This window comes from Microbacterium sp. MYb64, from assembly GCF_002979495.1.
GTDB classification, from domain to species: domain Bacteria; phylum Actinomycetota; class Actinomycetes; order Actinomycetales; family Microbacteriaceae; genus Microbacterium; species Microbacterium azadirachtae_A.
In genome coordinates this window covers 86394-112991 of the sequence record NZ_PCOW01000010.1, presented here as the reverse complement: position 1 = coordinate 112991, position 26598 = coordinate 86394, and the positions used below count along the sequence as shown (strand labels likewise).

The 26598-nt window shown below is 71.5% G+C and carries 26 protein-coding genes; 12 read left to right on the top strand and 14 right to left on the bottom strand.

Annotated elements, in window-relative coordinates:
• The first annotated feature begins 100 nt into the window (after positions 1-100).
• From CQ044_RS10975 to CQ044_RS10950, 6 genes are all read left to right on the top strand, one after another.
• On the top strand, positions 101-3778 hold the full coding sequence (locus CQ044_RS10975) for an efflux RND transporter permease subunit (RefSeq protein ID WP_181158281.1): 3678 nt from the start codon (positions 101-103) through the stop codon (positions 3776-3778).
• Positions 3775-5142: a sensor histidine kinase gene (locus CQ044_RS10970; RefSeq protein WP_105688505.1), complete on the top strand. Its 1368-nt coding sequence runs from the start codon at positions 3775-3777 to the stop codon at positions 5140-5142. Before CQ044_RS10975 ends, CQ044_RS10970 begins: the two co-directional genes overlap by 4 nt.
• Entirely contained in the window at positions 5139-5834 is a 696-nt protein-coding gene (locus CQ044_RS10965; RefSeq protein WP_105688504.1) for a response regulator transcription factor, read from the top strand. The genes CQ044_RS10970 and CQ044_RS10965 overlap by 4 nt, the downstream gene beginning before the upstream one ends.
• Before the next feature lie 22 nt (positions 5835-5856).
• Complete coding sequence (gene dcd / locus CQ044_RS10960; protein WP_045270915.1) at positions 5857-6462, top strand: dCTP deaminase; 606 nt, start codon at positions 5857-5859, stop codon at positions 6460-6462.
• A 1-nt stretch (position 6463) separates the two neighbouring features.
• Positions 6464-7078 carry a hypothetical protein gene (locus CQ044_RS10955; protein WP_105688503.1) on the top strand — a complete coding sequence of 205 codons (615 nt, stop codon included), beginning with the start codon at positions 6464-6466 and terminating at the stop codon, positions 7076-7078.
• Between the two features lie 100 nt (positions 7079-7178).
• Positions 7179-8393: an MFS transporter gene (locus tag CQ044_RS10950; protein ID WP_105688502.1), complete on the top strand. Its 1215-nt coding sequence runs from the start codon at positions 7179-7181 to the stop codon at positions 8391-8393.
• A gap of 128 nt (positions 8394-8521) precedes the next feature.
• Here CQ044_RS10950 and CQ044_RS10945 read toward each other — a convergent pair whose 3' ends face one another.
• Positions 8522-9439, bottom strand: coding sequence for a helix-turn-helix transcriptional regulator (locus CQ044_RS10945; RefSeq protein ID WP_258133262.1), 918 nt, complete (start codon positions 9437-9439; stop codon positions 8522-8524).
• Between the two features lie 131 nt (positions 9440-9570).
• Positions 9571-10431 (bottom strand): MarR family winged helix-turn-helix transcriptional regulator, encoded by an 861-nt coding sequence (locus CQ044_RS10940; protein ID WP_105688501.1) that lies wholly within the window; start codon positions 10429-10431, stop codon positions 9571-9573.
• A gap of 148 nt (positions 10432-10579) precedes the next feature.
• On the opposite strand from CQ044_RS10940, the gene CQ044_RS10935 reads away from it, so the two are divergent.
• Complete coding sequence (locus tag CQ044_RS10935; RefSeq protein WP_105688500.1) at positions 10580-11155, top strand: MarR family winged helix-turn-helix transcriptional regulator; 576 nt, start codon at positions 10580-10582, stop codon at positions 11153-11155.
• Between the two features lie 16 nt (positions 11156-11171).
• Here the strand turns inward: CQ044_RS10935 and CQ044_RS10930 are convergent, their stop codons facing one another.
• Positions 11172-12065 carry an alpha/beta fold hydrolase gene (locus tag CQ044_RS10930; protein WP_105688499.1) on the bottom strand — a complete coding sequence of 298 codons (894 nt, stop codon included), beginning with the start codon at positions 12063-12065 and terminating at the stop codon, positions 11172-11174.
• Positions 12066-12138: 73 nt separating this feature from the next.
• On the opposite strand from CQ044_RS10930, the gene CQ044_RS10925 reads away from it, so the two are divergent.
• Positions 12139-12828, top strand: a complete 690-nt coding sequence (locus CQ044_RS10925; RefSeq protein WP_105688498.1) for a TetR/AcrR family transcriptional regulator — start codon at positions 12139-12141, stop codon at positions 12826-12828.
• Positions 12829-12876: 48 nt separating this feature from the next.
• On the opposite strand, the gene CQ044_RS10920 is transcribed toward CQ044_RS10925, so the two are convergent.
• On the bottom strand, positions 12877-14292 hold the full coding sequence (locus CQ044_RS10920) for an MFS transporter (protein WP_105688497.1): 1416 nt from the start codon (positions 14290-14292) through the stop codon (positions 12877-12879).
• 103 nt (positions 14293-14395) lie between these two features.
• Here CQ044_RS10920 and CQ044_RS10915 point away from each other — a divergent pair, with 103 nt between their 5' ends.
• On the top strand, positions 14396-14950 hold the full coding sequence (locus CQ044_RS10915) for a hypothetical protein (protein ID WP_105688496.1): 555 nt from the start codon (positions 14396-14398) through the stop codon (positions 14948-14950).
• A 16-nt stretch (positions 14951-14966) separates the two neighbouring features.
• On the opposite strand, the gene CQ044_RS10910 is transcribed toward CQ044_RS10915, so the two are convergent.
• Complete coding sequence (locus tag CQ044_RS10910) at positions 14967-15848, bottom strand: hypothetical protein (protein ID WP_105688495.1); 882 nt, start codon at positions 15846-15848, stop codon at positions 14967-14969.
• A 234-nt stretch (positions 15849-16082) separates the two neighbouring features.
• Positions 16083-16730, bottom strand: a complete 648-nt coding sequence (locus tag CQ044_RS10905; RefSeq protein WP_105688494.1) for a hypothetical protein — start codon at positions 16728-16730, stop codon at positions 16083-16085.
• 347 nt (positions 16731-17077) lie between these two features.
• On the opposite strand from CQ044_RS10905, the gene CQ044_RS10900 reads away from it, so the two are divergent.
• Entirely contained in the window at positions 17078-17962 is an 885-nt protein-coding gene (locus CQ044_RS10900) for an AraC family transcriptional regulator (RefSeq protein ID WP_258133270.1), read from the top strand.
• A gap of 11 nt (positions 17963-17973) precedes the next feature.
• Here the strand turns inward: CQ044_RS10900 and CQ044_RS10895 are convergent, their stop codons facing one another.
• A complete protein-coding gene (locus CQ044_RS10895; RefSeq protein ID WP_146116780.1) occupies positions 17974-18759 on the bottom strand; it encodes a helix-turn-helix transcriptional regulator in 786 nt (261 codons plus the stop codon).
• Between the two features lie 465 nt (positions 18760-19224).
• Between CQ044_RS10895 and CQ044_RS10890 the strand changes: the two genes are divergently transcribed.
• Positions 19225-19488, top strand: a complete 264-nt coding sequence (locus CQ044_RS10890) for a type II toxin-antitoxin system Phd/YefM family antitoxin (protein ID WP_105688491.1) — start codon at positions 19225-19227, stop codon at positions 19486-19488.
• Complete coding sequence (locus CQ044_RS10885) at positions 19485-19868, top strand: type II toxin-antitoxin system VapC family toxin (protein ID WP_105688490.1); 384 nt, start codon at positions 19485-19487, stop codon at positions 19866-19868. The genes CQ044_RS10890 and CQ044_RS10885 overlap by 4 nt, the downstream gene beginning before the upstream one ends.
• Positions 19869-20016: 148 nt before the next feature.
• Here the strand turns inward: CQ044_RS10885 and CQ044_RS10880 are convergent, their stop codons facing one another.
• Genes CQ044_RS10880 through CQ044_RS10850 form a run of 7 tightly spaced genes read right to left on the bottom strand, consistent with a single transcriptional unit; the run spans position 20017 to position 26449 of the window.
• A complete protein-coding gene (locus tag CQ044_RS10880; protein WP_105688489.1) occupies positions 20017-20943 on the bottom strand; it encodes an NAD(P)/FAD-dependent oxidoreductase in 927 nt (308 codons plus the stop codon).
• Positions 20936-21265, bottom strand: a complete 330-nt coding sequence (gene fdxA, locus CQ044_RS10875) for a ferredoxin (RefSeq protein ID WP_105688488.1) — start codon at positions 21263-21265, stop codon at positions 20936-20938. Before fdxA ends, CQ044_RS10880 begins: the two co-directional genes overlap by 8 nt.
• Positions 21262-22761 carry an FAD-dependent oxidoreductase gene (locus CQ044_RS10870; RefSeq protein WP_105688487.1) on the bottom strand — a complete coding sequence of 500 codons (1500 nt, stop codon included), beginning with the start codon at positions 22759-22761 and terminating at the stop codon, positions 21262-21264. Before CQ044_RS10870 ends, fdxA begins: the two co-directional genes overlap by 4 nt.
• Entirely contained in the window at positions 22758-23609 is an 852-nt protein-coding gene (cobA, locus tag CQ044_RS10865; protein WP_308736926.1) for a uroporphyrinogen-III C-methyltransferase, read from the bottom strand. Before cobA ends, CQ044_RS10870 begins: the two co-directional genes overlap by 4 nt.
• Positions 23609-24592 (bottom strand): ABC transporter permease, encoded by a 984-nt coding sequence (locus CQ044_RS10860; RefSeq protein ID WP_105688485.1) that lies wholly within the window; start codon positions 24590-24592, stop codon positions 23609-23611. Before CQ044_RS10860 ends, cobA begins: the two co-directional genes overlap by 1 nt.
• A complete protein-coding gene (locus tag CQ044_RS10855) occupies positions 24582-25382 on the bottom strand; it encodes an ABC transporter ATP-binding protein (protein ID WP_105688484.1) in 801 nt (266 codons plus the stop codon). The genes CQ044_RS10860 and CQ044_RS10855 overlap by 11 nt, the downstream gene beginning before the upstream one ends.
• On the bottom strand, positions 25379-26449 hold the full coding sequence (locus CQ044_RS10850) for an ABC transporter substrate-binding protein (RefSeq protein WP_258133259.1): 1071 nt from the start codon (positions 26447-26449) through the stop codon (positions 25379-25381). Before CQ044_RS10850 ends, CQ044_RS10855 begins: the two co-directional genes overlap by 4 nt.
• Between the last annotated feature and the right edge of the window lie 149 nt (positions 26450-26598).

Here is a 26598-nt window from a genome sequence, read left to right as displayed (position 1 = left end):
GTGCCGACCCGGTCGCGACCGGTTTCCTGAAGATACGGCTCGTCGCAGGTGGCGACAGCCGGGGCGCCCTGCGCCCGCTCGTGATCGCCCTGGAGGATCCGTGACCCTGCTGACCCGACTCAGCCTCGCCAACCGCGCCGTCGTCGCCCTGTTCACCGTCCTCATCGTCGGGGCGGGGCTCTGGGCCACCGGCAGCATGAAGCAGGAGCTGCTGCCGTCGATGTCGCAGCCCGCGGCGGTCGTCCTCGTGACCAAGCCCGGCGCCTCGGCCGAGACCCTCGACCACGACGTGGTGAAGCCGCTGTCCGACGCGCTGGGCTCCGTGACCGGGGTGGACGAGGTGCGCACGAGCACCTCGAGCGGCAGTGGCCAGCTGACCGTGTCCTGGGCGTTCGGCCGCGACGACACCAAGATCCTCGCCGACCTCAAGGCCGCCGCGACGGCCGCCGGATCCGCCGCCGACGGCATCCGCACCGAGGTGTATGCGGGCAGCTCCGCCGACATCCCGGTGCAGAGCCTCGCGATCACCGGAGACGGCGACGTCGAGGCCCTGGCCGACCGGGTGGACAAGACCCTCGTCCCCGCGATCGAGCACGTGCCAGGTGTGCGCGCCGTGCAGGTGTCGGGACGCGTCTCCGAGCGCGTGCTGGTGACCCTGGATCCGGCCAAGCTCTCGGCGAGATCGGTCGATGCGGCCGCGGTGTCGGGGATCCTGCGCACCGCCGGCGTCGTGGTGCCGGCCGGAACCAGCAGCGACGGCACCAGGGCGATGGCGATCGAGGTGGGCCAGGAGGGCACATCGATCGAGCGACTCTCCGCGATGCCGATCCCGACGATGCAGGGGCCCGTGCCGCTGTCCGAGGTCGCGACGGTCGAGCTCGCTCCCGTCCCGCAGAGCTCGATCTCGCGCTCGGACGGCCGTCCCGCGCTGAGCCTGACGATCACCAAGACCCCCGAGGCGAACGCCGTGCAGGTGTCGCATGCGGTGACCGCCGCGGTCGCGAAGACCCTGCCCTCTCTCGGTGCGAACGCCGCGAGCTCCGTGCTGTTCGACCAGTCCACGATGATCGAGAAGTCGACCCACGACCTGGCCGTCGAGGGCGGCCTGGGCCTCGTGTTCGCGGTGCTCATCATCCTGGTCTTCCTGCTCTCTCCGAAGGCGACGGTGATCACGGCCGTCTCGATCCCGTTGTCGCTGCTCATCGCGGTGATCGGGCTGCGCGTCGGCGGCTTCTCCTTCAACGTGTTCACGCTCGCCGCGCTGACGGTCGCGGTGGGTCGGGTGGTCGACGACTCGATCGTGGTCATCGAGAACATCGCGCGACGACGCGGATCCGCACCGCTCACGCCCGCGGACGTGCTCGCCGCGGTGCGCCAGGTGGCCGGAGCCGTGACGGCGTCGACGCTGACGACGGTCGCGGTGTTCCTGCCGGTCGCCCTCGTCGGCGGCATGGCCGGGGAGCTGTTCCGGCCGTTCGCGCTGACGGTGACGATCGCGCTGCTGGCCTCGCTGCTGGTGTCGCTGACGATCGTGCCCGTGCTCGCGTACTGGTTCCTGCGTCGTCCGGCGAAGGCTGCGGTGGCGGACGCCGCCGCGGACGCCGAGCACGGGGCGGCGACCCTGGTGGAGCACGCGGACGCGTCGGGCCCGGCTGTCGCGGACTCGCATCAGACCGGCACGGCAGCAGCGACTGCCTCTGCCTCGGATCCGGCGGCGCAGGATCCCGCCGAGCGCGTCACGCGCATGCAGCGCGCGTATCTGCCCTCGCTGCTGTTCGCGCTGCGGCGCCCCGTCACCGTCGTGCTGATCTCGGTCGTGGTGTTCGCCGGCACGATCGTGTCCGCCGGGTTCCTGAAGACCGACATGCTCGGCAGCTTCGCCGACGAGCGCGCGGTGACCGTCACCCAGACGATGCCGCTGGACACCACGCTCGCCGTCTCGGACAAGGCGGCCACCGCCCTGGAGAAGAAGGTCCGCGATCTCGACGGCGTCGCCTCGTACCGCACCACCGCGGGTGAGCAGGGTGCTCCCGTCACGCTCGACATCGTGATCGCCGCGGATGCGGACCCCAAGGCCGTGCTGCCGCGGATCCGCACCGCGGTGGGCCAGCTCCCTGACGCCGACCGCATCACCGTGTCGACGCAGGCGACGCAGACCACCTCCTCCTCGATCGACGTGATCGTGAAGAGCCCCGACGAGAAGGCGCTCGCAACCGCGTCCGAGAAGCTCACCGCCGCCCTCGGCAAGGTCGACGGTATCGGCACGGTGAAGAGCGATCTCGCCTCGGATCTTCCGGTGCTGAAGGTCTCGGTCGACCCGGCGCGCGCCGCGACGCAGGGCTTCACCACCGCCGAGGTGGGTGCGGCGATCTCCGCCGCCGTGCAGGGCGAGCGGCTCGGCTCCGTCGGCATCGACGGCACCGCCACGGATCTGGTGGTCCGCGCGCAGTCGACGGCGACGGATCCGGAAGCGGTCAAGGCGCTCACCCTGCCGATCTCGGCGCTGCAGGCGCAGAAGACGCAGAAGGACGCCGCGGATGCGCTGCAGCGCGAGCAGGAGGCGATGTCCTCCCAAGCACGCACGGAGGCCGAGAACAAGGCCGACGAGCAGCTCTCCGAGCTGTACGACGCCCGCTCCTCGGGGGCGCAGGATCTGGTCGCGCTGCGCGAGCAGCTCGCACAGCTGCTCGCCTCGCCGCCGCCCGCCGACGCGAACCCCGCGACGCAGGGCCAGCTCAGCGCGCTCGAGTACCAGAAGCTCGTCCAGCAGCTCACCCAGGCCGTGGCCGGGGCGGAGAGCGGGCTCAGCAACCTGGACGAGCAGATCTCCGGGGCGCGCACCGCGATCGCCGACGGCTCGCGCCAGCAGGCCGAGACCGACCGGCTCACCCAGGCGCAGCGCGACCTCGAGCACCTGCGCGCGACGCCGATCCGGGTCGGCGACATCGCCGCGGTGGAGGTCGTCTCGGCCCCCGCCACGATCACCCGGATCGACGGCGCCCGCGCGGTCACGATCTCGGCCACGCCCGCCGAGGGGGCGGACCTCTCCACAGCGTCGTACGGCGTGCAGACGGCCGTGGACGGGGTCTCCCTGCCCGCCGGCGTGAGCCTGGACGAGGGCGGCGCCGCCGCCGAGCAGGCGCAGTCGTTCGGGGAGCTCGGCATCGCCATGCTCGCCGCGATCGCCCTGGTCTACATCGTGCTGGTCGCGACGTTCCGCTCGCTCGTGCAGCCCCTGCTGCTGCTGGTCTCGGTGCCGTTCGCCGCGACGGGGGCGATCGCGGGCCTGCTGATCACCGGAACGCCGCTCGGCATCCCGGCGCTGATCGGCATGCTCATGCTGATCGGGATCGTGGTCACCAACGCGATCGTGCTGATCGACCTCATCAACGAGTACCGCAGGAACGGCTCGGGCCTGGACGACGCCGTGGTGCACGGCGCGCGACTGCGCCTGCGGCCGATCATCATGACCGCGTGCGCGACCATCTTCGCGCTCATCCCGATGGCGCTCGGCATCACCGGTGGCGGGGCGTTCATCTCGCAGTCGCTGGCGATCGTCGTGATCGGCGGGCTGGTGTCGTCGACCGTGCTCACGCTGCTGCTGGTGCCGGCGCTGGTCGTGCTGTACGAGCGCCGCGGAGATCGCCGGCAGGCGCGGCGGGAGCGTCGCGAGGCCCGCCGCCAGGGCCGCACCGCCGGAGTCGAGGTGTTCGAGAGCGAGCAGGACCCGGCATCGTCCGAGGGCGAGACGGAGGACCGTGGGAGACTGGCGACGTGACCGACGGCTCCGCGCGCGCCCTGGATCGCGCCGCGTCGCGCTGGCAGCGTCATCCGCACGTGGCCGACGCGCTCACGACGCTCAGCTGGGTCGTGCTGACGGCCGTGCCGATGTTCGTGGCGGAATCCGCGGATCCCGCGATCGGGGCGCGACCCGTCGGGCCGTGGGGCTTCGGCCTCGGGCTCGTCGTCGTCGCGATCGTCGCGACGACCATGGTGCTTCTCCGCCGGCGCAACCCGGTGCTGCTCTTCCTCGTCTCGGTCACGCTGCCGCTCGTGCTGCTGCCGTTCTCGCTCGATGTGGGCGCGTTCGCGGTCGCCTACGCGGTGTTCGCGATCGCCGTGTACGACAGGGTGTCCCGGGCGTGGATCGCCGGAGCGGTCGCCTACGCGGTGACCCTGGTGCTGAGCGCCGTGCACCTGCTCACGGGGTTCGGCTTCACACCCGTGAACCGCTCCGGGTCGCGACTGGAAACCGCCCTGACCTGGGCCGCCTTCGGTCTGCTCCTGCTCCTGGTCGCGCTGCTGTGGGGGCAGAACGCGGGCAACCGCCGCCGCTACGTGGCGGCCCTCGTGGAGCGGGCGCGCATCCTGGAGCATGAGCGCGATCAGGAGGCGCAGCTCGCCGCCCTCGCCGAGCGCTCGCGCATCGCCCGCGACGTGCACGACATCGTGTCGCACTCGCTGAGCGTGATCGTGCGGCTGGCCGACGGCACGAGGGCCGTGTTCGACGCGGATCCGGACCGCGCGCGGGAGGCGGTGGGTCAGATCGGCGGCGTCGCGCGCTCCTCCCTCGACGAGATGCGGAGGGCGCTCGGGGTGCTCGAACGACCGAACGGTCAGGAGTCCGCGCGCAGCGGCACGGGACTCGAGGACCTGCCTCGCCTCGCCGAGGTCTACCGAGGGATCGGGCTGCCGGTGCGACTGGACCTGGACCTGGGACGGGCGGGGCGGGAAGACGCCCCGGGAGTCGCGGCCGTCGATGCGCAGGGGATCCCGGCAGGGCTGCAGATGACCGTGTTCCGGGTGGTGCAGGAGTCCCTCACCAATGCGCTCCGGCACGCCGAGGCGCCCACCCAGGTGCGGGTCGAGGTGCGGGTGGCCGAGGAGGCGATCCATGCCGAGATCCGCGACGACGGTGCGGTGGCGACGGTCGCGGCGGAGGGCGCGCGCTCGGGGCACGGCGGCACGCCGGAGCGCGGCCGCGCGAGCGGATCCGAGGCCGCGCCGGCCCCTGCCCGCGTCGGGCGCGGGCTGCTGGGGATGCGTGAGCGCGCCGCCCTCTACGGCGGAACGCTCGACGCCGGCCCCGCGGGCGCCCGCGGCTGGACCGTGCGCCTCGCGCTGCCGAGGAGCGGGTCATGACGGCGGTGCGGGTGCTCATCGCCGACGACCAGGCCCTGATCCGCGCGGGCCTTGCGATGGTGCTGGGCGCCCAGCCGGACATCGAGGTGGTCGGAGAGGCGCAGGACGGCATCGAGGCCGTGGCGCTCGCGAACGTGCACCAGCCGGACGTCGTGCTGATGGACGTGCAGATGCCCCGCATGGACGGCTTGGAGGCGACGAGGGAGCTCGTCTCGTCCGGCAGCGGCATCAGGGTGCTCGTGCTCACGACCTTCGACCTGGACGCCTACGCATTCGGCGCGATCGACGCCGGAGCCAGCGGCTTCCTGCTCAAGGACTCGGATGCCGAGGACATCATCGCCGCGATCCGTGCGGTGGCCGCCGGCGACGCCGTGCTCGCCCCGCGGGTCACGTCGGAGCTGCTGCGGCGCTTCGGCGCGCTCACTCGCGCTGCGGAGGATCCCGCCCGCCGCGCGAGGGAGGACGACCGGCGCGCGGCCGCGGCCCGGCTGCAGGTGCTTACCGATCGGGAGCGCGAGGTTTTCGACGCGCTCGTGCAGGGGCTGTCCAACGCCGAGATCGCGGAGAAGCTCTGGCTGAGCGAATCGACCGTCAAGACCCACGTCGGCCGCGTGCTGCAGAAGCTCGGCATGCGGGATCGCGTGCTGGCCGTCGTGTTCGCGTTCCGCAACGGCCTGACCGATCCGCAGTGACGGCACCGACTACGCTGAAACCGTGCTGCTGAGCGACAGGGATATCAGGGCGGGGCTCGACACGGGACGGATCGGACTGGATCCGCTCGAACCGTCGATGATCCAGCCGTCGAGCATCGATGTGCGGCTGGACCGCTACTTCCGCCTCTTCGACAACCACAAGTACCCGTTCATCGACCCGGGAGAGGACCAGCCCGAACTGACGCGGCTGATCGAGGTCGAGCCGGATGAGCCGTTCGTGCTGCACCCGGGGGAGTTCGCGCTCGGTGCGACGTTCGAGCAGGTGTCGCTCTCGGAGGATGTCGCCGCCCGTCTCGAGGGCAAGTCCTCGCTGGGGCGTCTCGGGCTCATCACGCACTCCACGGCCGGCTTCATCGACCCGGGCTTCACGGGGCACGTCACGCTCGAGCTCGCGAACGTCGCGACCCTGCCGATCAAGCTCTGGCCCGGCATGAAGATCGGCCAGCTGTGCTTCTTCCAGCTGTCGTCTCCGGCGGAGAACCCCTACGGATCCGGTCCGTACGGCAACCGCTACCAGGGGCAGCGCGGCCCGACGGCGTCACGCTCCTTCCAGAACTTCCATCGCACCGACGTCGGCGTCACCGACGCGGGATCCACCGGAGGCTGACATGAGCGCGGACGAGACGGATCCGAACCCGGACGCGCAGTCCGCACCGAAGCCGTCCGTCGCGCCGGAGCCCGCAGCGGCGCCGCCCGCCGGCGACACCGAGCTGGCCCCTGCCCCTGTGGAGAGCGAGGGGCTGGCCGACCTCCTGGCCGATCCCGAGATCGCTCCGGCCGAGGAGAGCACGGCGCTCGCCGACCTGCTCGCCCCGCCCGCGGAGGCCGCCCCGGCGGAGGAGACTCCGGGGCTTGCGGAGCTCCTGGCCTCGCCGGACCCCGCGGCGTTCGGCGAGGCGGTGCCCGCGCCCGGGAGGCCGGCCGTCGCCGATGCCGAGGGCTCGCGCACTCCGGTTCCCGTGGAGGATCCGGCTCCTTTGGAGGATCCGGGTCCCGCCTCGGGGCTGCCGCCGCTCCCGGCGCTTCCGCCGGAGCGACCAGCGCCGCCGCTCGCCCCGGAGGGCGTGGGCGGCAACTACCCGCTGCTCGTCGGGCTGGTGTTCCTGTTCCTCGTCGTGCTGCTGGTCGGCGCCATCGTGCTGATCGCCGTGCTCATCGGGAACGCCGCATGGCCGTTCCCGATCGCGGCCGCCGCGCTTCCGGCCGTGCTGCCGCTCGTCTGACGAACACGGGGCTCGCGCGCGTCGGCCGATCCGGACGATCGGTCGGATCCGCCGGACGCACGGTCGGGCGCCCGCGCGAAGAACACGGAAGGCTGGAAGCATGACCACGACCGCCCCTGTGCCCACGATCGCAGCCGCCGCCCCGCGCCGGCTGAACTACGGCGCCCTGCTCGCCATGATGGCGACGGCGTTGCTGCTCGTCACTGCGGAGTTCCTCCCCGGTGGTCTGCTCACCGACATCGCGGCGGAGATCGGGGTCACACCCGGCCAGGCCGGCCAGATGGTCACGGTGACGGCGCTCGCAGGGCTCATCGTGGCGCCGACCATCGGCCTCATGCTGCCCCGTCTGGACCGGCGCTCGCTGCTGGTGTGGATGGCGATCGGCGCGGCCGTCTCGAATCTGATCGTCGCGGTCGCGCCGAACCTGCCGCTCCTGCTCGTCGCACGCGTGCTGCTGGGCGCCGCACTGAGCGGCTTCTGGGCGATGTCGGTGACGGTGGCGGCGCGGATCGCCGGGCCGGAGCGCCTGGGCCGGGCGATGATGTTCAACTCGGCCGGCGTATCGCTCGCGACGGTGGCGGGTGTGCCGGCGGGCGTGCTGCTCAGCCAGGTGCTCGACTGGCGCGGGGTGTTCGGGATCGCCGCAGCGGCCAGCGTCGTCCTCGCGGTCCTTCTGCGGATCCTGCTCCCGAGCGTGCCCGCGGAAGGGACCGCCCGGTTGTCGACCCTGGTCGAGACGTTCCGTCGTCGAGGCATCGGTCTGGGCGTGGTCGGCCATGTGCTCGTCGTGCTCGGGCACTTCATCGCCTACACGTACATCCGGGTCGCCCTCGAGCGGGTCCACGAGGGCGGCGGCGCGATCACCGAGGGAACGATCATCCTGCTGCTCGCCCTGTTCGGCATCGGCGGCTTCATCGGGAACATCGCGATCGGCGTCATCGTCGACCGCCGCTACCGGACGCTCGCCGTGATCACCCCGCTCGTGATCGCCGGAATGGTGCTGCTGATGAACGCGCTGGTCGGATCGCTGTGGGCGATCGGCGTGGTCGCGTTCGTCTGGGGCTTCTTCTTCGCCTCGTGGCTGCTCATCGTGAACACCTGGATCGGGCATCGCATGCCGGACCGGCTCGAGGCGGGCGGGAGCCTGGTGGTCATGGGGTTCCAGGCCGCGATCATGATCGCCGCGGGCATCGGCGGCCTGCTGGTGGACGGCATCGGGATCGGTCAGGTCTACGTGATCGGCGCGGCCGTGCTCGTCGTCGGTGCAGTGCTGTTCGGGTTCTCGAGCCGGATCAGCGCCCGCGCGGAGCGCTGATCCGGGCGTCGGCCCCGCAACTCCGAAGGACGATGGCGACTCTGCAGGAGGATCCGAGCGGATCCATCCTCAGAAGTGGCCATCGTCCTTCGACGTCGAGGCGGGGATCCGACCGGATCCGGCCGCTGTCAGGCGGTGCGGGCCTCGCGCCAGGCGGACGGGGTCTGCCCAGTGCGGCGGCGGAACGCGCGGCTGAAGCCCTCGTCGGAGCTGTAGCCGAGGTCGCGGGAGATCTCGCTGACCAGGCAGCCGAGCGCGAGACGGTCCTGCGCGGCGCGGATGCGCACCTCGGTCACGTAGCTCGCGGGCGAGGTGCCGAACGCGGCGCGGAACCGCTCGGCGAACACCGTCCGCGACATGGCGCCGACACTGGCCATGCCCTCGACGCTCCAGTCGCGTCCCGGCGCGGCGTGGATCGCCTCGATCACGCGCTCCAGGAACGGGTCGCTCGTGCGCGCGGGCCAGCCCGCGGGGGCGCAGCCGTGCGCGGCCCATGCGCGGATCACCGACGCCAGCACGGTGTTCGCCATCATGCGGCAGATCACGGCGTCGCCGTCGCGACTCGCCTCCTCGAGCGCGGCGGTCTCCAGCGGGAGCGCGGTGAGGTCGAGCCCCACCTGCGCGGCCAGGGCGGCAGCGGCCGGCTCGTGGTGGGCGAAGTCGCGCACCAGGGCGATGTCGGGCAGTGCGTCCGCGACGTGCGCGGCCGCGGGCGCGAGGATGAGCGTGGAGACCAGGATCCGCGTGCCGGGGTCGGTCTTGAGCGACATCGGCGTCCGGCCGGGGGTCAGCATGGCGTCGCCGTGCGCGAGCGACATCGGCTTGTCGCCGCAGCGGGTGTGCACGGCGCCCTCGATGACATAGACGACCGAGAGCGCGTTGCGATCCAGGGCGATGGTCTCGGCGGGATCCGGTGCGATGCGCACCTGCCGCCGCAGCCGGACATCGACGGTCGCGAGGAGGGCGTCGACCGCGCCGCGGGCCTGCATCGCCACGTCCGGCACGGCGTGCAGCGGCGGCATCCGGTCGGGAGCGATAAGGGTCATGTGAAAGGGAAACCGTGCACCCGCGGGCTCTATTCCGCCCCGCGGACGAGGGCGTCGTCGACCGAGAGCTGGACAGAAGGATCCGGCCCCCGCCGCGGAGTGCGGGCAGGGGCCGGATCGGACGCGCGAGGTCAGCCGTTGCGGTGGCGGCCGTCGTGCAGGTGGATGTGGAGGTGGGCAGGGGAGTGACCGGGTGCACCGTGCCCGCGGAACGGGTGCTCGCCGCGTCCGTGCTCACGGGGGAGGCGCTCGCCGTCCGCGTGCCCGCCGCAGCGGTGCTCGTGACGGAGGTGCTCGTGACGGAGCTGTTCGCGGTTCGACCGCTCGCGACCGGCGCCGGAACGCCCGCCGAAGCGGTCGTGTGCGAAGCCGCCGGGGTAGCCGCCGCGGAAGCCGTCCTCATGACAGGGGCGCTCGCCGTGGCGCGCGAAGCGCTCGCCGAACTCTCCCTCGTGGTGGTCGCCGTGGTGACGATCGTGCCCGCGGTGACCGCGACCGCGGTGCCCGTGCTCACGACGGTCGCGGCCCTCGCCCCGGCGCTCGCCGGCGCGACGACGGGGAAGGCGCGTGCCCTCCTCGTAGCCGAGGCCGCGGGCGAGCTTCTCGAGGGCGGCCGCCATCGTGGCGAACTCCTCGGGGTCGAGGGCGCCGGCGACCTGCGCGCGGATCTCCTCGACGGCGGTGCTCAGGCGCGCCTTGGCGGCGGCGCCTTCTGCAGTGAGCGTCCAGCCGTCCGGGCCGGGCTCGACCCAGCCGAGGGCGGCCAGGTGGCGCACCTTGCCGTCGGGGAGGTCCCGCCCGAGCGGGACGGTGCGGTCGACGGCGTTGAGGATCCGCCAGTCGCGGCGGGTGATCCCCTCGTCCTCGAAGGCGGTGGCGAACTCGGCCGCCAGCAGGCGGTCGACGGCGGTGATCCAGAAGCCGAACGGGCGGCTCCGGTCTGCGGGCGTGTTCTCTGGGGTGTTCTCTGGGGTGTTGTCTGTGCTGTTCATGCGAAGTCCTTCAGGTATCGGGGCGATGACGGCGGCTCGTCGCTGTGGCGGCCGTCTCTCCGGGTTCTCCGGATCCATGTCATCTGCCATGTACATGCAGTGTGACATGCAATTGGGATCCATGTCAAGTCGCATGTAAAATCGGAGGATGCCTCACGATGCCGAGAACCCGGATCCGCTCGACGCGATCGTCGCCGCGCTCGGCCTGCTGCGTGGACGCGGACCACGACCGCCCCGCGAGCACCGCCACGGGATGCATGACGGGGACCCGCGGTACGGCGAGGGGTTCCGCGGGCGCGGCGGGCCGCACGGCGCCCGGGGCGATCACGGCGATCACGGCGGTCCGCACGCCGATCCGCACGGGCGAGGCGCCGGCTCCTGGGGTGGCGGGCGCGGCGAGGCGCCCGCGCGGCTGCGCATGCTCGAAGCGCTGGCCTCGGGGCCGCTCAGCGTCAGCGCGCTGGGCGAGGCGATCGGCGTGGATCAGCCGCGCGCCTCGCGTCTCGTGCAGCAGGGCGTGGAGCGGGGCTGGCTGCGCCGCGACGCGGATCCGGACGACGCCCGCCGCACGCGGATCGTGCTCACCGACGAGGGGCGGCGGATGGGGCGCGGCGTCCGCGGCGACCGGCGCGAGGCGCTGCGCGGCGCGATGTCGGCGCTGACGGCCGAGGAGCAGGCCGAGTTCGCGCGCCTGCTCGCCAAGGTCGCCGCGAACTGGCGCTGACCGGGCGGGGTGCCGCTCAGGGGGCGGTGGCGACCTGCGGCTCCGATGCCGTGACGCCCGCGATCCCTGCGCCGGCGAAGGCGACGACCGTGTCGAGCACCGGATCCGCCCGCAGTACGCGGTTGTGCCCGAATCCGTCCGTACGAAGCAGATGCGAGCGGCCGGCGTGCGCGGCGTGCAGGCGCAGGGCATCGGCGTCGGGCATGCGGCGGTCGGCGCGGTCGTGGACCACGAGGAGCTCGGTGCCGGAGGGCAGCGGGTCCTGCACCGCGTCGTAGGCCGCGGCGATCCCCTCCCGGTCGAGGCCGAATCGCGCCCCGAACCGCTGCTCGAAGCGCGCGGCGACCGCGGGCTCGAGGCGGAGCATGCGGGAGAACTCCGCGAGGAACGCGGTCGGCGCGGAGGCGCCGGCGATGACCGCGACGCGGGAGGCGGGCACGGTCGTCCGTGCGGCGGTGAGGGCGGCGAGCCCGCCGAAGGAGTGGCCGACGATCGTATGGAACGGGCCGTCGCTGCGCTGCAGCTGCTCCGCGGCGGTGACCCAGTCTCGAAGGTCGGTGCTCCGTCCCGGCGAGTCTCCGTGCGCGGGAGCGTCGAAGGAGACCACCCGGAAGCCCTCGGCGACGAGCTCGCGCACGAGCGGGGCGAACTGCGATGCGCGCCCCTGCCAGCCGTGCATCAGCAGCACGGCGCGCTCGCCGCGCCCCCAGCGGTACGCGGCGATCTCGGATCCGCGGAGCGGGATCCGCTCCCGCTGGGCGTCCCGATGCGTTGCGAGGTCGGAGTCGCGCACGGCCATGCGCGGGGTCGTCGTGAAGAACAGGCGCAGGGCGAGGCGGCCGGCGAGGCGCGGTGACACGGCGCCGGCGGCGCGGATGCCGCCGAGGATCAGGCGGGCGGAAGCGGGCATGGGTTCCCCCTCGGACAAAGAATACGAACGGTCATACGTAGAATAAGCGAACGATCGTTCGTACACTAGGGGTATGTCGAAAGTCGCCCTCAACGCAACGGCCGGCACCGGGATCGCACCGGGTCCGGCGTCCGACGGACGTCGCCTGCGCGGCGATGCCTCGCGGCGCACCGTGCTCGAGAGCGCGACCGACATCGCGTCGGTGGATGGCCTGGACGGCCTCACGATCGGGCGGCTGGCGACGGCGTCCGGGCGGGGCAAGAGCAGCATCGCGACGCTGTTCCAGAGCAAAGAGGGGCTGCAGCTCGCGACGATCGCCGCCGCGCGGGAGATCTTCACCGCGCTCATCGTTGAGCGCTCACGCGTCGAGCCCCGCGGGGTGCGGCGGCTGTCGGCCCTGCTCCGCAACGCCCTGGACTACTCCCGCGACCGGGTCTTCACGGGCGGCTGCTTCTTCGCGGCGACCGCCGCAGACGTGGATTCCAAACCCGGTCCGGTGCGGGACGCCGTGCGCTCCGCCCTCGTGGACTGGTACGGCTACGTCGAGGCGCAGGTGCGGCACGGGATCGCGGCGGGGGAGCTCGACGCCGGAGCGGATGCCGAGCAGCTGGCGTTCGAGCTCGTCGCGCTGAACGAGGAGGCCAACTCGCGTTCGCTTCTCCTTCAGGACGAGCGCCCCTACGCTCTCGCTGCGCGGGCGATGCGCGATCGGCTGCGCGCCGCGGGTGCGGCACCGGGCCAGGTGGTCGCGCTCGACGCGTAGGGATCCGCCGGGCGGACGGACGCGGTCCGTTCTCCGCCGAGATCGGGCCTAGTGCGAGAGCCGCACGCTCCGCCGCGTCTCCTTGACCGGCAGGAGCAGCAGCAGGCCCACCAGCAGCACCGCGACGATGCCGAGGATGCCGAACTTGGTGTTCCCGGTCAGGACGATCAGCACCGTCCAGGCGCCCTGGGCGATCCAGCTCGCGGCGCGGCCGGTCGTGGCGTAGAGGCCGAAGACCTCGCCCTCGCGGCCGGCCGGTGTGACCCGGGCCAGGAACGAGCGCCCCGCGGACTGCGCCGGTCCGACGAACGCGCACAGGATCAGACCGCCGATCCAGTAGGCGACCTGGCCGGTGTCGACCAGCGCGAACACCGCGATGCCGGACACGATCATGCAGGCGAGCGAGATGATGATCAGCCGCTTCGGGCCCCAGCGGTCGTCGAGGCGGCCTGCCAGGATCGTGGAGACACCGGCGATCAGGTTCGCGGCGACGCCGAAGATCACCAGATGGATGAAGTCGAAGCCGAAGACGGTGCTCGCGATCACGGCGCCGAAGGTGAAGACCGCGCTCAGGCCGTCGCGGAAGACCGCGCTCGCGACGAGGAACCAGAACGTCGTGCGCGTGCCGGGGTTGCGGTAGAGGCCGATCACGTCCTTCACGAGCAGTACGTACGAGGCGAAGAAGCCGACCTTCCGATCCGGACGGCCGAGCGACGGCTCCGGCACGTTCAGGAAGATCGGGATCGAGAACGCGATCGCCCAGACCGCGCAGCCGACCGCGATGATGCGGAACGGGAGCCCGCCGTCCGCGGAGAGCCCGAACCAGTCCGACATGTAGAACACGATCACCAGGACGAGAGCGACGATGCCGCCCAGATAGCCGAAGCCCCAGCCGAGGCCCGAGATCCGCCCGACCGTCTTGGGGCTCGCGATCGAGATGAGCATCGCGTTCGAATTGACCGAGGCGATCTCGCTGAACACGACGCCGGCGGAGATCAGGGCGACCCCCAGCCAGAACAGCGACGGCGTCGGTGTGACGAACCAGAGTCCGAGCATGCACAGGATCAGGGCGCCGGTGCCGATCCCGAGCCACAGTTTCTGCCGGCCTGCTGCGTCGGCGCGCTGCCCGAGCACGGGCGCGAGCAGCAGGATCGCAAGACCGGCGATCGTGCCGCCGAGCCCGAGGCCGCTCGTGAGCTCCGCGATCCCGGCGACCCTGGCCGGATCCGTCTTGTCGAGTTGCGCGAGCTCGGGCGGCAGGAACGCGTTCGTCGTCAGATACAGAGCGGTGAAGATGAAGGTCAGGATCACCGAGTGGAACGGCTGCGTCGCCCAGTCCCAGAGCGCCCAGGAGTAGATCTGCTTCTTCGGCGCCGGCTCGTCGCCGCGGAGGTCCAAGCCCACGACCGCGACGGCGCCGCTGTTCGCAGTCGCCTGGGGTTCGGGATGATCGCCGTTGCTCATGCAGGAAGTCTCGTGCGTGCCGGTGAACGAGAGGTAGCGGCGCGCCGGTGCGGGATCCGCGATCCGCGGCGCCGCAGCACGCGGTGCCGGGTACCGTCGGGGGATGGTGCTGCCCGTCGTGCTCGTCGAGGGGGAGAGCGATCGGCTCGCCCTCCTCACCGCCGCGCGCGTTCGCGGGGACGACCTCCGTGCGGACGTGGTCTCGCTCGGCGGCATCACGAACCTGCGCTCCTGGCTGGAGCGGAGGGATCCTGTGGTGCCCGTCCGCGGGCTCTACGACGCCGCCGAACTGCGCTACGTGATCGGCGCGCTGATCGCCGGAGGACTGCTGGCCGAGGGCGAGACGGATCCGGCCGTCATCGCCCGGGCGGGATTCTTCGGCTGCGAGCGCGACCTCGAGGACGAGGTGATCCGCGCCGCCGGTCCGGAGCTGGTGCTGGAGACGCTGGCCGCCCGCGGTGAGCTGGCCCTGTTCCGGGTCTTCCAGGGGCAGCCGGCGCAGCGGGTGCGCTCGGTCGAGGCGCAGCTGCATCGCTTCGCCGGCACCGCGAGCGGCCGCAAGGCGCATTTCGCGGCCGATGTGGTGGCGGTCCTGCCGCCGGACCGGATCCCGGAGCCGCTGGTGGCGGTGCTCGACGCTGCCGTGTCGCGGTCCTGAGGGGGATCTGAGGCGGTCACCACTCCCAGCGGATGCCCAAGCCGCCGGGACCGAAGTCCCGCTGCCGGTAGTGCACGGAGAACGTCCCGTCCAGATCGACGGGCCACTCGTGCTTCAGGCCGGCCTCCGAGAAGTACACCCAGCAGCGGGGCGGGACGGCGTCCGGGTCGAAGGTCACCCAGATCAGCGCTTCCTCGAGTCTCTGCTCCGCCAGGATCTCGTAGTCGTCCGTCAGATCGAGTCCTCCCTCGTGCACCTGGACGGTCTCGACCTCGGTGAGCGCCGACTCTCCGAGCATCAGAGGGCGCGGAAAACGCAGATTCACTCGTCTCACGTTGTGGGCCGCCTGGTGGTCCTCATGAACCGTGCAGCCTGCGAGCGCCTCGAAGCGTATGGGTTCCGCTCCCGTGTCCGCATCGGTCGCCATGAAGATCGTGAAGCCCTCGACCCCGTCCCGATTGGCGACGACCAGTCTCCTCATGCGGGCCCAGAGGATCTCGCGCTGCGGGCCGACGCGGACGCTGACGTGCGTCATGACCCGGGAGATGTCACTCTCGCCCAGCAGGTTGCTGTCGTCCTCGGCATCCCTGACCGGATAGTCCAGCAGCCTGTCGAACCGTTCGACGTGTCCGAGCCGGCGCGCGACCGGTCCCGGAACCAGCTTCGACAGCGACCCCGCGGGGAGGTCGAGGATCGATTCGAGCGCGGGGAGCGCCTCGAGGGAAGGCCGTCGTTCGGGGAGCCGCTGCCCTGACCGCCAGTAAGAGAGCGCGGTGAGGGAGATCGAGTGGCCGCGACTGATGAGCCGGTCGCGCAACTCCGACAGGGGGATCTGCTTGCGCGCGAGCGCCGCGCTCAGAGCCGAGGCGAAGGCTCCCGTGGGTGGATCGTCTGACATGCCCAGATTCTTCCGCCTCACAGGACTTCACCGAACCTCGAGCGACACAATGGCGACCTATTCGTCCCGGTGATGGCGCCGGGGGAGAACAGGGAACGACGTGACATCAGCATCCCCTCAGGGCGAGTGGTGGCGGTGGCGGTGGCGGGGTGCAGGGAGGGAAGGACCCCGCCACCGGAACAGTGGGGTGGAGCGCCTTACCGTCCGCGGAGCGGATGTGAGGCGCGCATCACGTCAGCAGGCCTGGCCACCGTCGTAGTTGCGCGTCTTGTTGCCCGGGTGCGGGTGCTTGCCCTCCGAGCCGTTCGAGATATCGAGGACGATGATCTTCGACGGATCCTCTGTGGGCCACGCCTGCAGCGACAGGTTGGCGTTGCTCGATCCGGAGCCGTAGCGCAGGTAGCCCCAGTTGCTGTAGGCGGGGCTGCCGGACACGGGAATGCCGGGCACGGAGCTGTCGAGCTTGAGCGTGCCGTTCGCGTCGGTCTGCAGAGTGATCGTGGTGAGCTGCGCACCACGGGCATCGCCGGCGAAGGGATCGGTCACGAACCAGAAGGATCCGGAGTTCTGGCGGTCGATCACCAGCGTGATGTTCTTGCCTGCGAGCGGGTTTCCGCTCGCATCGTTGTACTGGAACACGAAGCCATCGGCGATGCTGCCGTCGATGGAGGCGGGCCGGAAGGCCTGACCGTTCGCGCACCACTTCGACGCCTCGTAGTTGAAGTTGAGGAAGGTGTGGGTCTCGGTGAAACCGGGCGTGCCTGTGGTGCTCGCGGCGGCCAGCGGAGCGGAGGCTGCGGCGGCGATCACGGGCACCGACCAGGCGGCACCCTTCACGATGGTCCGCCGGGTCACCTGTCGCGGGCCCTGGAAATCCTGCATGAGTACTCCTGATGTCATCGTCGGGTTCGGAACCCCGCGCGGGCGCGACCGACGACGCGTTCCGCGGATGGGAGTCGCGGTGGGCGGCGGTTCGGCCTGCTCGGGTCATCCACATCGTTGAGGCGACGGGTTCGGCCGACCGAATCGGGCGGCGGAATAGGAACATCGGGTGCACACGTGGGGAAGAAGGTGTCGAATCTGCTCGCGGGCGACGTCAGAATTCCACTTGCCCTGGTCGTGCGATTTCTCTCGCGGTCTGTGCCAATCTGAAACCCTCATCGCGAACATCCGCGTGGTTCGGAGCCGTGCGGTGCAGGAGAAGGGGGAGCCGTTCCGGCGTGATCGACATGCAGGCACTTTTCGACCTCGATGAGGATGGCGCGGCCGCCGTGGCGCTCTTCTCCCGGGTCGGATGGGAGCTCGATGATGTCCCCGCGAACCTGCGCGCAGGAGGCGATCTGCTGCTCGCCGACGACTTCTCGGTGGCGCGGATCTGGCACACGCCGTGTCGGTACGCCGTCAGACCGATCGCGGTCGAGGATCCGAGCCGGTTCCGTGCGTCCCTGATCGTGGAGGGCAGCGGCGTCAGCGCGGCCGACGGCGGATCCGAGCCGTTCGAGCCGGGGACCCTCCTCATCCATGACGCGTCGAGGGGCGCCGAGATCCTCGCGTCGACGCCCGTGGCGGCGATCCACGTGTCGCATCGGTGGAGCCGGATCCTGCCTCCCGGCGCATCGCCCGACGAGGTCCCCCGGCACCTGCGGCCGCCGGAGCACTATGCCGCGGTGCTCACTGCCATGGTCAACGCGACGTTCGAGCAGCGGGATGTGGAGGACGCTCTCGGGCTCGACGCCTGGCTCGCCGCCATCGATTCCGCGACATCCGCTCTGTTGAGCACGGTGGTGCCCTCACGGCAAGGAGACGCTTCGCGAACCCTGATCGAGAAGGCCGCCGCGCTGATCTCCGAGCGCTACGCCGATCCCGCCTTCACCTCGGCGCAGATCGCGGTGCACCTCGGCGTCTCGACCTCCCAGCTGTATCGGGCGTTCGCCGCTCAGGGCACGACTCCGCGGCGCGTGCTTCAGCAGACGCGGGTCCGTCACGCCGTGATGCTGCTCCCGCCATTGGCGACCCCCGCTGAGGCCGCCGCCGTGGCTGCCGCCTCCGGGTTCGGCACCGGGCGAGCGCTGCGCAAGGCGCTGCGCGAGGAACGGTCGGGTTCGGAGTCGTGACGTGCGGAAGCTCAGCTCGCGAGCGCCGCCCTCATCGACCGTGACGAGCGGAACCCGTTCTCCTGCGAGATGGCGGCGAAGTCCGCGAGGTCGCCGCTCTGTGCGATGTCGTGCCTCGCGGCGGTCGTGCGGAGGTGCCTCAGCACGGCGTGCGGGCTCGTGTTCGCCGCGCGGAACGCTCGGAACAGCGTCGAGACGGAGGTGAAGGCGCCCCCGCTGATCTCGGAGATCGACAGATCGGCACGATGGTAGTTGCGCTCCATGAAGCGCAGGGAACGACGGAAGAGCTCGGCGTTCACCGGGGAGAGGCCCTCGGGGACCCAGCTGCCGCCCGACTGCGCGAGGAACGACACCGAGTGCTCGACGGTTCTCCAGTACCCCGTGAAGCCGGGGTCCGTCACCGCGACCCCTCCCGCGATGCCCTGGTTGATCAAGGCCGCGAACAGCGCAGCTGCGGCCGGTGATGGGCGGAGCGCCGTCGTCGCGTCACGCACGAGGCCGAAAGCCGCCTCGATGACCGGGGTCCATGAGCCCGTGGCCGTCATCATCGCGGTCGTCGTGGCGCTGTGGAGCTCGAGCCCGGGATCGCGGGTGAGCAGCACTTCGCCCTCGTTCAGCGCCAGTCGCCGACCGGCGCTGCGGAACTCGCCGGCTCCGTCGACCATCAGGATCGCGCGCCAGCCCCTCGCCTCCTGCCGAGACCGCCAGCGCACGGCCAGCGGCGTGCTCCAGACGCGGGTCACGCTCGAGCCGCTGTCGCCCAGCTGCTCGACTTGGATCCTGGTGCTGTCCGACACCAGGATCGGATCCCATCCCAGCGTCCCCAACTCCGCGGCAAGCCGCTCGTGCGCATCGATCGTCTCGGCGAGTGGTCGCCGAACGTCGCTTGTTGTCGTCCCCAACAACGCGAACCCGTCCCTCTGACTGCCGTCCCCAGAAAGCATCACCGGCTGCGCACCGGGCGGGTGGCCCGGTCCTCACGCGAGAGCCCGCCCGCCGCTTCCCGGTGGGTCCCCATTGGGCGACGTGCTCTCCTCGCACGATAGGAGGAACGCCCTTCACAGAGGGCGCGTGCAGTGTGTAGGTGGGGCGGGTGACGGCCGGGTTCGGGGCCGTCGCTCACCGACCATGTCCCAGTTCTGGCTGCGATATCCACCCCCGTCCGACCAGAAGTGGGACACAGCGCCGCCGAAAGTGGGACACGGTGCGGTGGGCGGCGTGGATATCTAGTACTTCTACTAGTTTCCGCGTACCGTGGTCGCATGGGAACCGTGACGAAGACGGAGTTGAACCAGCAGACGGCGCGCGTCCTGGCGCGCGTCGCGTCCGGTGAGCACATCACCGTGACGGAGCGCGGTCGGCCGATCGCGGAGATCAGCCCGCCGCGCGAGAGCGCCTGGGACCGGCTGGTCGCCGAAGGGAAGATCAGGCCGGCGGTCGCGAGCGGAGGCGTGGCGATCACGCCGATGTGGAGCGGAGCCACGACGGAGGAGATCATGGACGACATCCGTGGGGAGAACGGATGATCTACCTGGACACGTCCGCAGCGGTCAAGGTGCTCATCGTCGAGGAGCTGACTCAGGAGATGCGGGATCTCTTCGCCGGCACGGAGCCCTTGGTGTCATCCCGACTGCTCGAACTGGAGCTCGCCGTCGCACTGCAGCGTCGCGGAGGCGAAGAGGAGCGGATATCGCGGGTCCTCTCGCGGATCTCCCTGTTCACTCTTGACGACGGCGTCCTCGCGACGGCGTTGGAGGCGCGATCCGGGCTGCGAGCGCTGGATGCGCTGCACCTCGCCACGGTCCTGCAGCTCGAGGGCATCGTCGACTCGATGCTCAGCTTCGACCGGGAACTCGTGCAACGCGCGCAGGAAGCGGGGATCCCTCCGCATCCGCTCTGCGCGTGATCGGCCCAGAACGTACGGGGTTGCCGGGCGGCCGTCCGTGTTCAGTTCTGGAGGACGGATTCACCTTCGAAGGACAGGATCCGCGGATCTGTCCTGCAGACCTGCACCCGTCCTGCACGATTGCCGGCGGGAGCATTCCCCCGCCGGGTCAGTGCGCCGTCGCGACGCCGATCGAGTCGTGGATCATCACGGCGGCGACCCTGGCGCCGGCACCCGCGGCGACGATGAGCTGCTGCGGTCCGGGAGAGGCGACGTCGCCCGCGGCGTAGAGACCGGGAACGCTGGTCCGGCCGGAGCGGTCCGCCGCGAGGTGGCCGTGCGCGTCGAGGTCGGGTGCGAGCGCGGGCAGGAAGGAGAGGTCGGTCTCCCACTCCGGGCGCACGAAGCCGCCCTCGACCGCGTGCTCGGATCCGTCGGCGAGGCGGATGCCGGTGAGCGCGCCGCGCTCGCCGTGGAGTTCCGCGATCGGGCTGCGCTCGACTCCGATCCCGGCGGCCGCGAGCTCGGCCTCCTCCGCGGCGTCGACCACGTCGGCGCCGTTCGTGAAGACCGTGAGATCGCGGGTCCACCGCGCGATGAGCCGGGCGCGGGCGGCCAGATCCGGCGTCTCGCCGATGAGTGCGAGCGTGCGGCCCTGCAGCTCCCAGGCGTCGCAGGCCGCGCAGCTGAACAGGCTCACGCCGTAGAAGCCGCGCAGGTTCGGCACGTCGGGCAGGGTCTCGCGCAGGCCGGTGGCGAGCAGCACGCGGTGCGCGGCGACCCTGGCCTCCGGCGCACGTCGGCCGATCTCGGCGACGAATCCGGATCCCTCGGCCTCGATCTGGAACACGCGCTCCCTGGTGCGGATCGTGACCTGGGGGTAGGCGGCGAGCTCCTCGCGGGCGACGCGCCGCAGCTCATGCGGGGGGATCCCATCGCGCGTGAGGAATCCGTGCGAGATGAGGGTCGCCGCGTTGCGAGGCCGGTCCGCGTCGACGACGAGCACGCGCGCGAGCGAGCGGGCGAGGTTCAGCGCGGCGGAGAGCCCGGCAGGCCCTCCGCCGACGATGAGCACGTCGTAGACGTCGTCAGTCATGGCCGTCCGCCTGGGGCGGGAGCGCGGCCACGACGGGGTGGTCGAAGGCGTACACGCCGACCTTGGCGGCGCCGCCAGGGGATCCGATCTCGTCGAAGAACTCGACGTTCGCCTTGTAGTAGTCGGTCCACTCGTCGGGGAGGTCGTCCTCGTAGTAGATCGCCTCGACAGGGCAGACGGGCTCGCAGGCGCCGCAGTCGACGCACTCGTCGGGGTGGATGTAGAGGGAGCGCTCGCCCTCGTAGATGCAGTCGACCGGGCACTCGTCGATGCATGCACGGTCCTTCACATCCACGCAGGGCAGCGCGATCACGTACGTCATCGGGTGAGTGCTCCGCTGCGCGAGATCTCCACCTGCTCCTCGCGCGGCACGACCTTGACCCGCTCGCGGGTGTGCGCGTGCGCGGCGCCGAGCGCGCGCTCGTGCGCGTCGAGCTCGAGCCAGCCGTCCCACGTGGTCACCTCGACCTCGCGCTCGGCGAGGAGCTCCCGCACGTCGGCGGTCTCGGCGGGTGCCACGAGGCGGCCGGCCTCGGCGTCCTCGAGCAGGTTCGCGATGGTCTCGGTCGCGTCGGACTTGGTGTGCCCGATGAGCCCGACGGGGCCGCGCTTGATCCAGCCCGTCGCATAGAGCCCCGGAACGCCGTCGACGCGGCCCGCCTCGTTCGGCACGACCCCGCGCTGCGCGTCGAAAGGCGCATCGACGATCGGCGAACCGAAGTAGCCGACGGCCCGGTACACGCCGGTGATCGGGTACTCGACGAACTCGCCGGTGCCCGAGACGGATCCGTCCTCGGCCGGCGCCGTGCGCTCGAACCGCACCGACTCGACGCGATCGGATCCGGCGATCTCCACGGGAGCATGCCAGAAGTGCAGGTGCAGGCGCCGGGTCGCCCCTGTGCTCTCGCCGCGGTTCTCCGGACGATCGCGCCACGCGTTCAGGGTGCGCAGCATGACCTTCAACTGGTTGTTGGGCGCGGCGGCCGGATCCACGCCCGCGAAGTCCGCGTCGTCGACGATGATGTCGACGCCGGCGACCTCGCCCAGCTCGCGTAGCTCGATCGGGGTGAACTTGATGTCGGCGGGCCCGCGGCGGCCGAACACGTGCACGTCGGTGACGGCGGAGGCCTCGAGCCCCGCGAGCACGTTGTCGGGCACCTCGGTGCTGCGCAGATTCTCCGGCAGTTTGGCGAGGATGCGGGCGACGTCGAGCGCGACGTTGCCGTTGCCGATCACCGCGACCTGCTCGTCCACGAGCGGCCAGGAGCGAGGCACGTCCGGGTGGCCGTCGAACCAGGACACGAAGTCGGCGGCGCCGTAGGATCCGGGCAGGTCGACGCCGGGGATGCGCAGGGCGGCGTCGCGGATCGCGCCGGTCGCGAGCACAACGGCGTGATACCGGGCCTGCAGCTCGTCGAGGGACACGTCGCGGCCGACCTCGATGTTGCCGAGGAAGCGGATCGTGCGGCGGTCCCCATCCGAACGGTCCCTGCCCTTCGACAGGCTCAGGGACCGGTCGAAGGGCGCGTCGAGCATCTCGTGCAGCGAGTTGACGATGCCCTTGATGCGCGGGTGATCGGGCGCGACGCCGTAGCGGATCAGGCCGTAGGGCGCGGGCAGCGACTCGAACAGATCGATCTCGACGGCGCCGCTGTCGGCGCGCGCGGCACCGGTCTCGGCGACGCCGGTGTCGTCGGCGGCGCTGCCGCCGGCGCGCGCGGCCACGGCGTTCGCGAGGATGTTGCCGGCGTAGATGCCGGCCGGGCCGGCGCCGACGATCGCGACGCGGAGCGGGGCGGAGGTGTTCAGAGCGGTCACGGCTGCAGGGTCTTTCGGTCGGTTCGGGCGAAGTATGACCGCGAGACTCCATCTCCGCGACGAGACTGCACGCCAGAAGCGCTGTCTCGTCGCGGAGTTGCAGTCTCGCGGGTAAGGGAGGGGGTGGCGGACGGGCTCAGGCGCACCACGTCGCCGACGACGACGACGGCGGGGTTGCGGACCTGGCGCACGGCGGCGAGGCCCGCGATCGTGCCGAGCGTCCCGATCGTGACGCGCTCGCCGGATCCGTAGCCGTCCTCGACGATCGCGACGGGGCAGTCGGCCCCGCGGTCGCCACGGGCCAGGACCCCCGCCGTGTGCGCGAGCGTGCCGATGCCCATGAGCAGCACGACCGTGTGGTCGGATCCGCCTGGCAGCTGCGCGATCGGATCGTGTGCGCTCGCGACTGTGAAGGCCGTGGCGACGCCCCGGTGCGTGAGCGGGATGCCCGCGACGGCAGGCACCGAGATCGCGCTCGTGATGCCGGGCACCACGCTGACGGCGACGCCCTCGGCCTCGCAGTACAGCGCCTCCTCGCGGCCGCGCCCGAGCACGAACGGATCCCCGCCCTTGAGGCGCACGACCTCGCGCCCCGCACGGGCGTGCCGCACGAGAAGGGCGTTGATCTCGTTCTGCGGCACGGGGTGGTGCCCCGGGGTCTTGCCCACGTCGATCACCTCGGCCGCGAGGATCACGCCCTCGGCCGCGAGCTGGTCGAGCACGGCGCGCGCGCCGAGACGGTCGGCGACGATCACGTCGGCGCGCTCGAGGGCGCGCAGGCCGCGGATCGTGAGCAGGCCGGCATCGCCGGGTCCTGCACCCACGAGGGTGACGGTTCCGTTGGTCATCATGCGCCTCCGAGCAGAAGTCCGCGGCGGCGCAGCACGGCCCGCTCGAGCGGCGCGAACAGCGCCAGCTCGATCAGGATGCCGATCGCCAGGATCAGGATGATGGTCGCGAGCACCCCCGGGAGATCCGCCAGCTCGCGGGACTGATTGAGCATGGTCCCGAGGCCGAACCCGATGGATCCGCCGGTGGTGATGATCTCCGCGGCCATGAGCGAGCGCCAGGAGAACGCCCAGCCCTGCTTGAGTCCGGCGAGATAGCCGGGCAGCGCCGCAGGGAGCACGATCGCCGTGGCGGCCTGCCAGCGGCTCGCGCCGAGCACGGTGCCCACCCGGCGCAGCTGCGGCGGCACCTGGTCGATGCCGGCCAGCAGCCCGTTCACGATCGAGGGGATCGCGCCCATCAGGATCACGAAGTACGCCGTCGCGTCGGAGAGCCCGAACCAGATGATCGCCGCGGGCACCCACGCCACGCTCGGCAGCACCTGCAGTCCGGAGATCAGCGGCCCTGCGGCACGGCGCAGCAGCTTCCACTCGGCCAGCAGCAGCCCGAGCGGCGTGCCGACGGCGATCGCGACGACGAAACCGATGCCGCCGCGCTCGAGACTCGTGAGCACGGCCTCCTGCAGTCGGCCCGACTGCCAAGCGTCGCCCAGCGCGCCCAGCACCTGGAGCGGGCTCGGCGCCTTGTCCGGACGGGGATTCGCGATCACGATGTACAGCTGCCAGGCGGCGAGCAGCACGACCAGCAGGCCGACCGGCGGCAGCACCGCACGCAGTCGTTCGCGCGTGCGGGATCCGGATCCGCTCTCGACGGTCTGCAGGCGGTCGAGACCCGCTTCGAGGCGGGAGAGGTCGTCGTCCCGCTCCGTGGCGCGCGATCCCGCGAGCGCACCGCGTTTCGTCTCGGTCGGCGCCGGCGCGCCGTCCTCGCTCAACGACCCCGGGGGGACGGCGCTCGCGGAGGGGAAGGTGTCAAGAGGCATTGCGGCGGATCTCCTTCCGCAGCTCGATGGTGATCTCGGCGGCCAGCGCCGACACCTCGGGCGATTCGATGCGGCGGCCGCGGGTGCGGGCGACGCGCCATTCGCGCGAGATCCGGCCGGGGCGGCTGCCGAGCAGCACCACGCGCTCGCCGAGGCGGGCGGCTTCGCGCACGTTGTGCGTGACGAAGACGATCGTGCGACCGGTCTCGCGCCACACGTTCTCCAGCACCTCGTGCAGCAGGTCGCGGGTGATCGCGTCGAGCGCGGCGAAGGGCTCGTCCATGAGCAGCACGGGCCGGTCCTGGGCGAGGGCGCGGGCCAGCGCCACGCGCTGCCGCATGCCGCCGGAGAGCTCGTGCGGGCGCTTGTCCGCGGCGTCGGCGAGGTTCACGATCCCGAGCAGGCGCAGGGCTTCGGTCCGGCGCTCGGAACGGGCCACGCCGCGCAGGCGCAGGGCGAGCTCGACGTTGCGCCGGGCGCTCAACCAGGGCATGAGCGCCGCGTCCTGGAACATCACGGCCGCGCCCTCGTCGGGTGCGCTGAGCGAGCCCGAGGTCAGGGGCTCGAGGCCTGCGATGAGGTTGAGCAGGGTGGACTTGCCGCAGCCGCTCGCGCCGAGCAGGCAGACGAACTCTCCCGGCGCGATGTCGAGCGAGACGTCGTCGAGCACGACAGGGCCGGATCCATACCGCTTGGTGACGTGCGCGAGGCGCACCGCCGGATCCACCGGATCCGGCGGTGGCAGGACCGGGGTGACCCCGTCGAAACTCGGCGCGAGCGGGGCGGTCATTTCTTCGTTCCCAGCCCGCCGTCGTCGACCGCGGGCTCGTTCCGTGCCTTGAGGGCGGCGTTCAGCGCGGTGAGGTCGAAGAGGCCCTCGATCGAGCCCTTCGTCTGCGTGCCCGCGGTGACGCCGTTCTTCACGAGCGTCGCGAACGCGGCCGCATTCGGATCCGCGGAGAACGACACTGCCGAAAGGGACTTCGTGAGCACCTCGTCGGCCAGGGGCTTGCCCGTGGCCTTGTTCAGGGCGGCGTTCACGACGCCGGGAAGCTCGGTCGGGTGGGCCTTGATCCAGTCGAGGGAGTCGAGGTGCCCGGCGAGGAGCTCCTCGACCGCCTCGGGGTGCTTGTCGGCGAAGTCCTTGCTGACGAGGAGCACCGTGGTCGGGAACTTCCCGTCGGGCCACAGGTCGCGCTCGTCCTGAAGCACGTGCGCGCCCGCTTCGACGACCAGGCGCGAGGCCCACGGCTCGGGAAGCCAGGCGCCGTCGAGCTGCCCGTTCTTGAAGAGAGTGAGGGTCTGCGCGTTCTCGGTCGGGGTGATCGCGACGTCGCCGCCACCGGAGACGTTCGTCTTCAGGCCCTTCGACGAGAGCCAGGTGCGCAGCGCGACGTCCTGCGTGTTGCCCAGCTGCGGCGAGGCGAGCGTCTTGCCCTTGAGATCCTCCGCGCTGTTGATCCCGTCGCGCACGACGAGCGAGGCGCCGCCGCTGGTGGCGCCCGCGATCACGCGCGCCGAGGCGCCGCCCGACTTGATGAAGGTGTTGATCGCCGGGTTCGGGCCGATGTAGGCCGCGTCGATCGCACCCGCGGAGAGCGCCTCGACGGCCGCGGGGCCGGCGTTGAAGACCTCGGTCTGCAGCTTCGTGGAGCCGAGCTCCTTCTGGATCAGGCCCTCGCTCACGCCGACCAGGGCCGGGGCGTGCGTGACCGTGGCGAAGTAGCCGAGGCGCAGCGTGTCGAGCTTCTCGCCCTTGTCGGCGGCGGAGGCCTGTCCGGAGGCGCAGCCGGCGAGCATCGCCATCGCGAGTCCGAGGGTCGTGATGGCCGTGCTGATGCGGGTCTTGCGATTCACTGTCGCCTCCTTAGGCGTTCTTGGGTGGGATCTTTTCTGTTGGTCGTTGAGCGAGTTTCGTCTTGTCGCTTCGCTCCTCGCTCAGGTACCGGCCCCTGAGCGAGCGAGGCGCCCTTCGTCTCGCTCCGCTCGCTCAGGATCCGACGAAG

Excerpts from the sequence above, each read along its gene's own strand:
- CQ044_RS10950 (WP_105688502.1), top strand. The coding sequence starts at position 7,179 with ATGACCACGACCGCCCCTGTGCCCACGATCGCAGCCGCCGCCCCGCGC.
- CQ044_RS10925 (WP_105688498.1), top strand. The coding sequence starts at position 12,139 with ATGTCGAAAGTCGCCCTCAACGCAACGGCCGGCACCGGGATCGCACCG.
- CQ044_RS10915 (WP_105688496.1), top strand. The coding sequence starts at position 14,396 with ATGGTGCTGCCCGTCGTGCTCGTCGAGGGGGAGAGCGATCGGCTCGCC.
- CQ044_RS10890 (WP_105688491.1), top strand. The coding sequence starts at position 19,225 with ATGGGAACCGTGACGAAGACGGAGTTGAACCAGCAGACGGCGCGCGTC.
- CQ044_RS10920 (WP_105688497.1), bottom strand. The coding sequence starts at position 14,292 with ATGAGCAACGGCGATCATCCCGAACCCCAGGCGACTGCGAACAGCGGC.
- CQ044_RS10905 (WP_105688494.1), bottom strand. The coding sequence starts at position 16,730 with ATGCAGGATTTCCAGGGCCCGCGACAGGTGACCCGGCGGACCATCGTG.
- CQ044_RS10900 (WP_258133270.1), top strand. The coding sequence starts at position 17,078 with ATGCAGGCACTTTTCGACCTCGATGAGGATGGCGCGGCCGCCGTGGCG.
- CQ044_RS10855 (WP_105688484.1), bottom strand. The coding sequence starts at position 25,382 with ATGACCGCCCCGCTCGCGCCGAGTTTCGACGGGGTCACCCCGGTCCTG.
- fdxA (WP_105688488.1), bottom strand. The coding sequence starts at position 21,265 with ATGACGTACGTGATCGCGCTGCCCTGCGTGGATGTGAAGGACCGTGCA.
- CQ044_RS10885 (WP_105688490.1), top strand. The coding sequence starts at position 19,485 with ATGATCTACCTGGACACGTCCGCAGCGGTCAAGGTGCTCATCGTCGAG.
- CQ044_RS10940 (WP_105688501.1), bottom strand. The coding sequence starts at position 10,431 with ATGAACAGCACAGACAACACCCCAGAGAACACCCCAGAGAACACGCCC.
- CQ044_RS10955 (WP_105688503.1), top strand. The coding sequence starts at position 6,464 with ATGAGCGCGGACGAGACGGATCCGAACCCGGACGCGCAGTCCGCACCG.
- CQ044_RS10935 (WP_105688500.1), top strand. The coding sequence starts at position 10,580 with ATGCCTCACGATGCCGAGAACCCGGATCCGCTCGACGCGATCGTCGCC.
- CQ044_RS10910 (WP_105688495.1), bottom strand. The coding sequence starts at position 15,848 with ATGTCAGACGATCCACCCACGGGAGCCTTCGCCTCGGCTCTGAGCGCG.
- CQ044_RS10860 (WP_105688485.1), bottom strand. The coding sequence starts at position 24,592 with ATGCCTCTTGACACCTTCCCCTCCGCGAGCGCCGTCCCCCCGGGGTCG.
- cobA (WP_308736926.1), bottom strand. The coding sequence starts at position 23,609 with ATGACCAACGGAACCGTCACCCTCGTGGGTGCAGGACCCGGCGATGCC.
- CQ044_RS10945 (WP_258133262.1), bottom strand. The coding sequence starts at position 9,439 with ATGACCCTTATCGCTCCCGACCGGATGCCGCCGCTGCACGCCGTGCCG.
- CQ044_RS10880 (WP_105688489.1), bottom strand. The coding sequence starts at position 20,943 with ATGACTGACGACGTCTACGACGTGCTCATCGTCGGCGGAGGGCCTGCC.
- CQ044_RS10965 (WP_105688504.1), top strand. The coding sequence starts at position 5,139 with ATGACGGCGGTGCGGGTGCTCATCGCCGACGACCAGGCCCTGATCCGC.
- CQ044_RS10930 (WP_105688499.1), bottom strand. The coding sequence starts at position 12,065 with ATGCCCGCTTCCGCCCGCCTGATCCTCGGCGGCATCCGCGCCGCCGGC.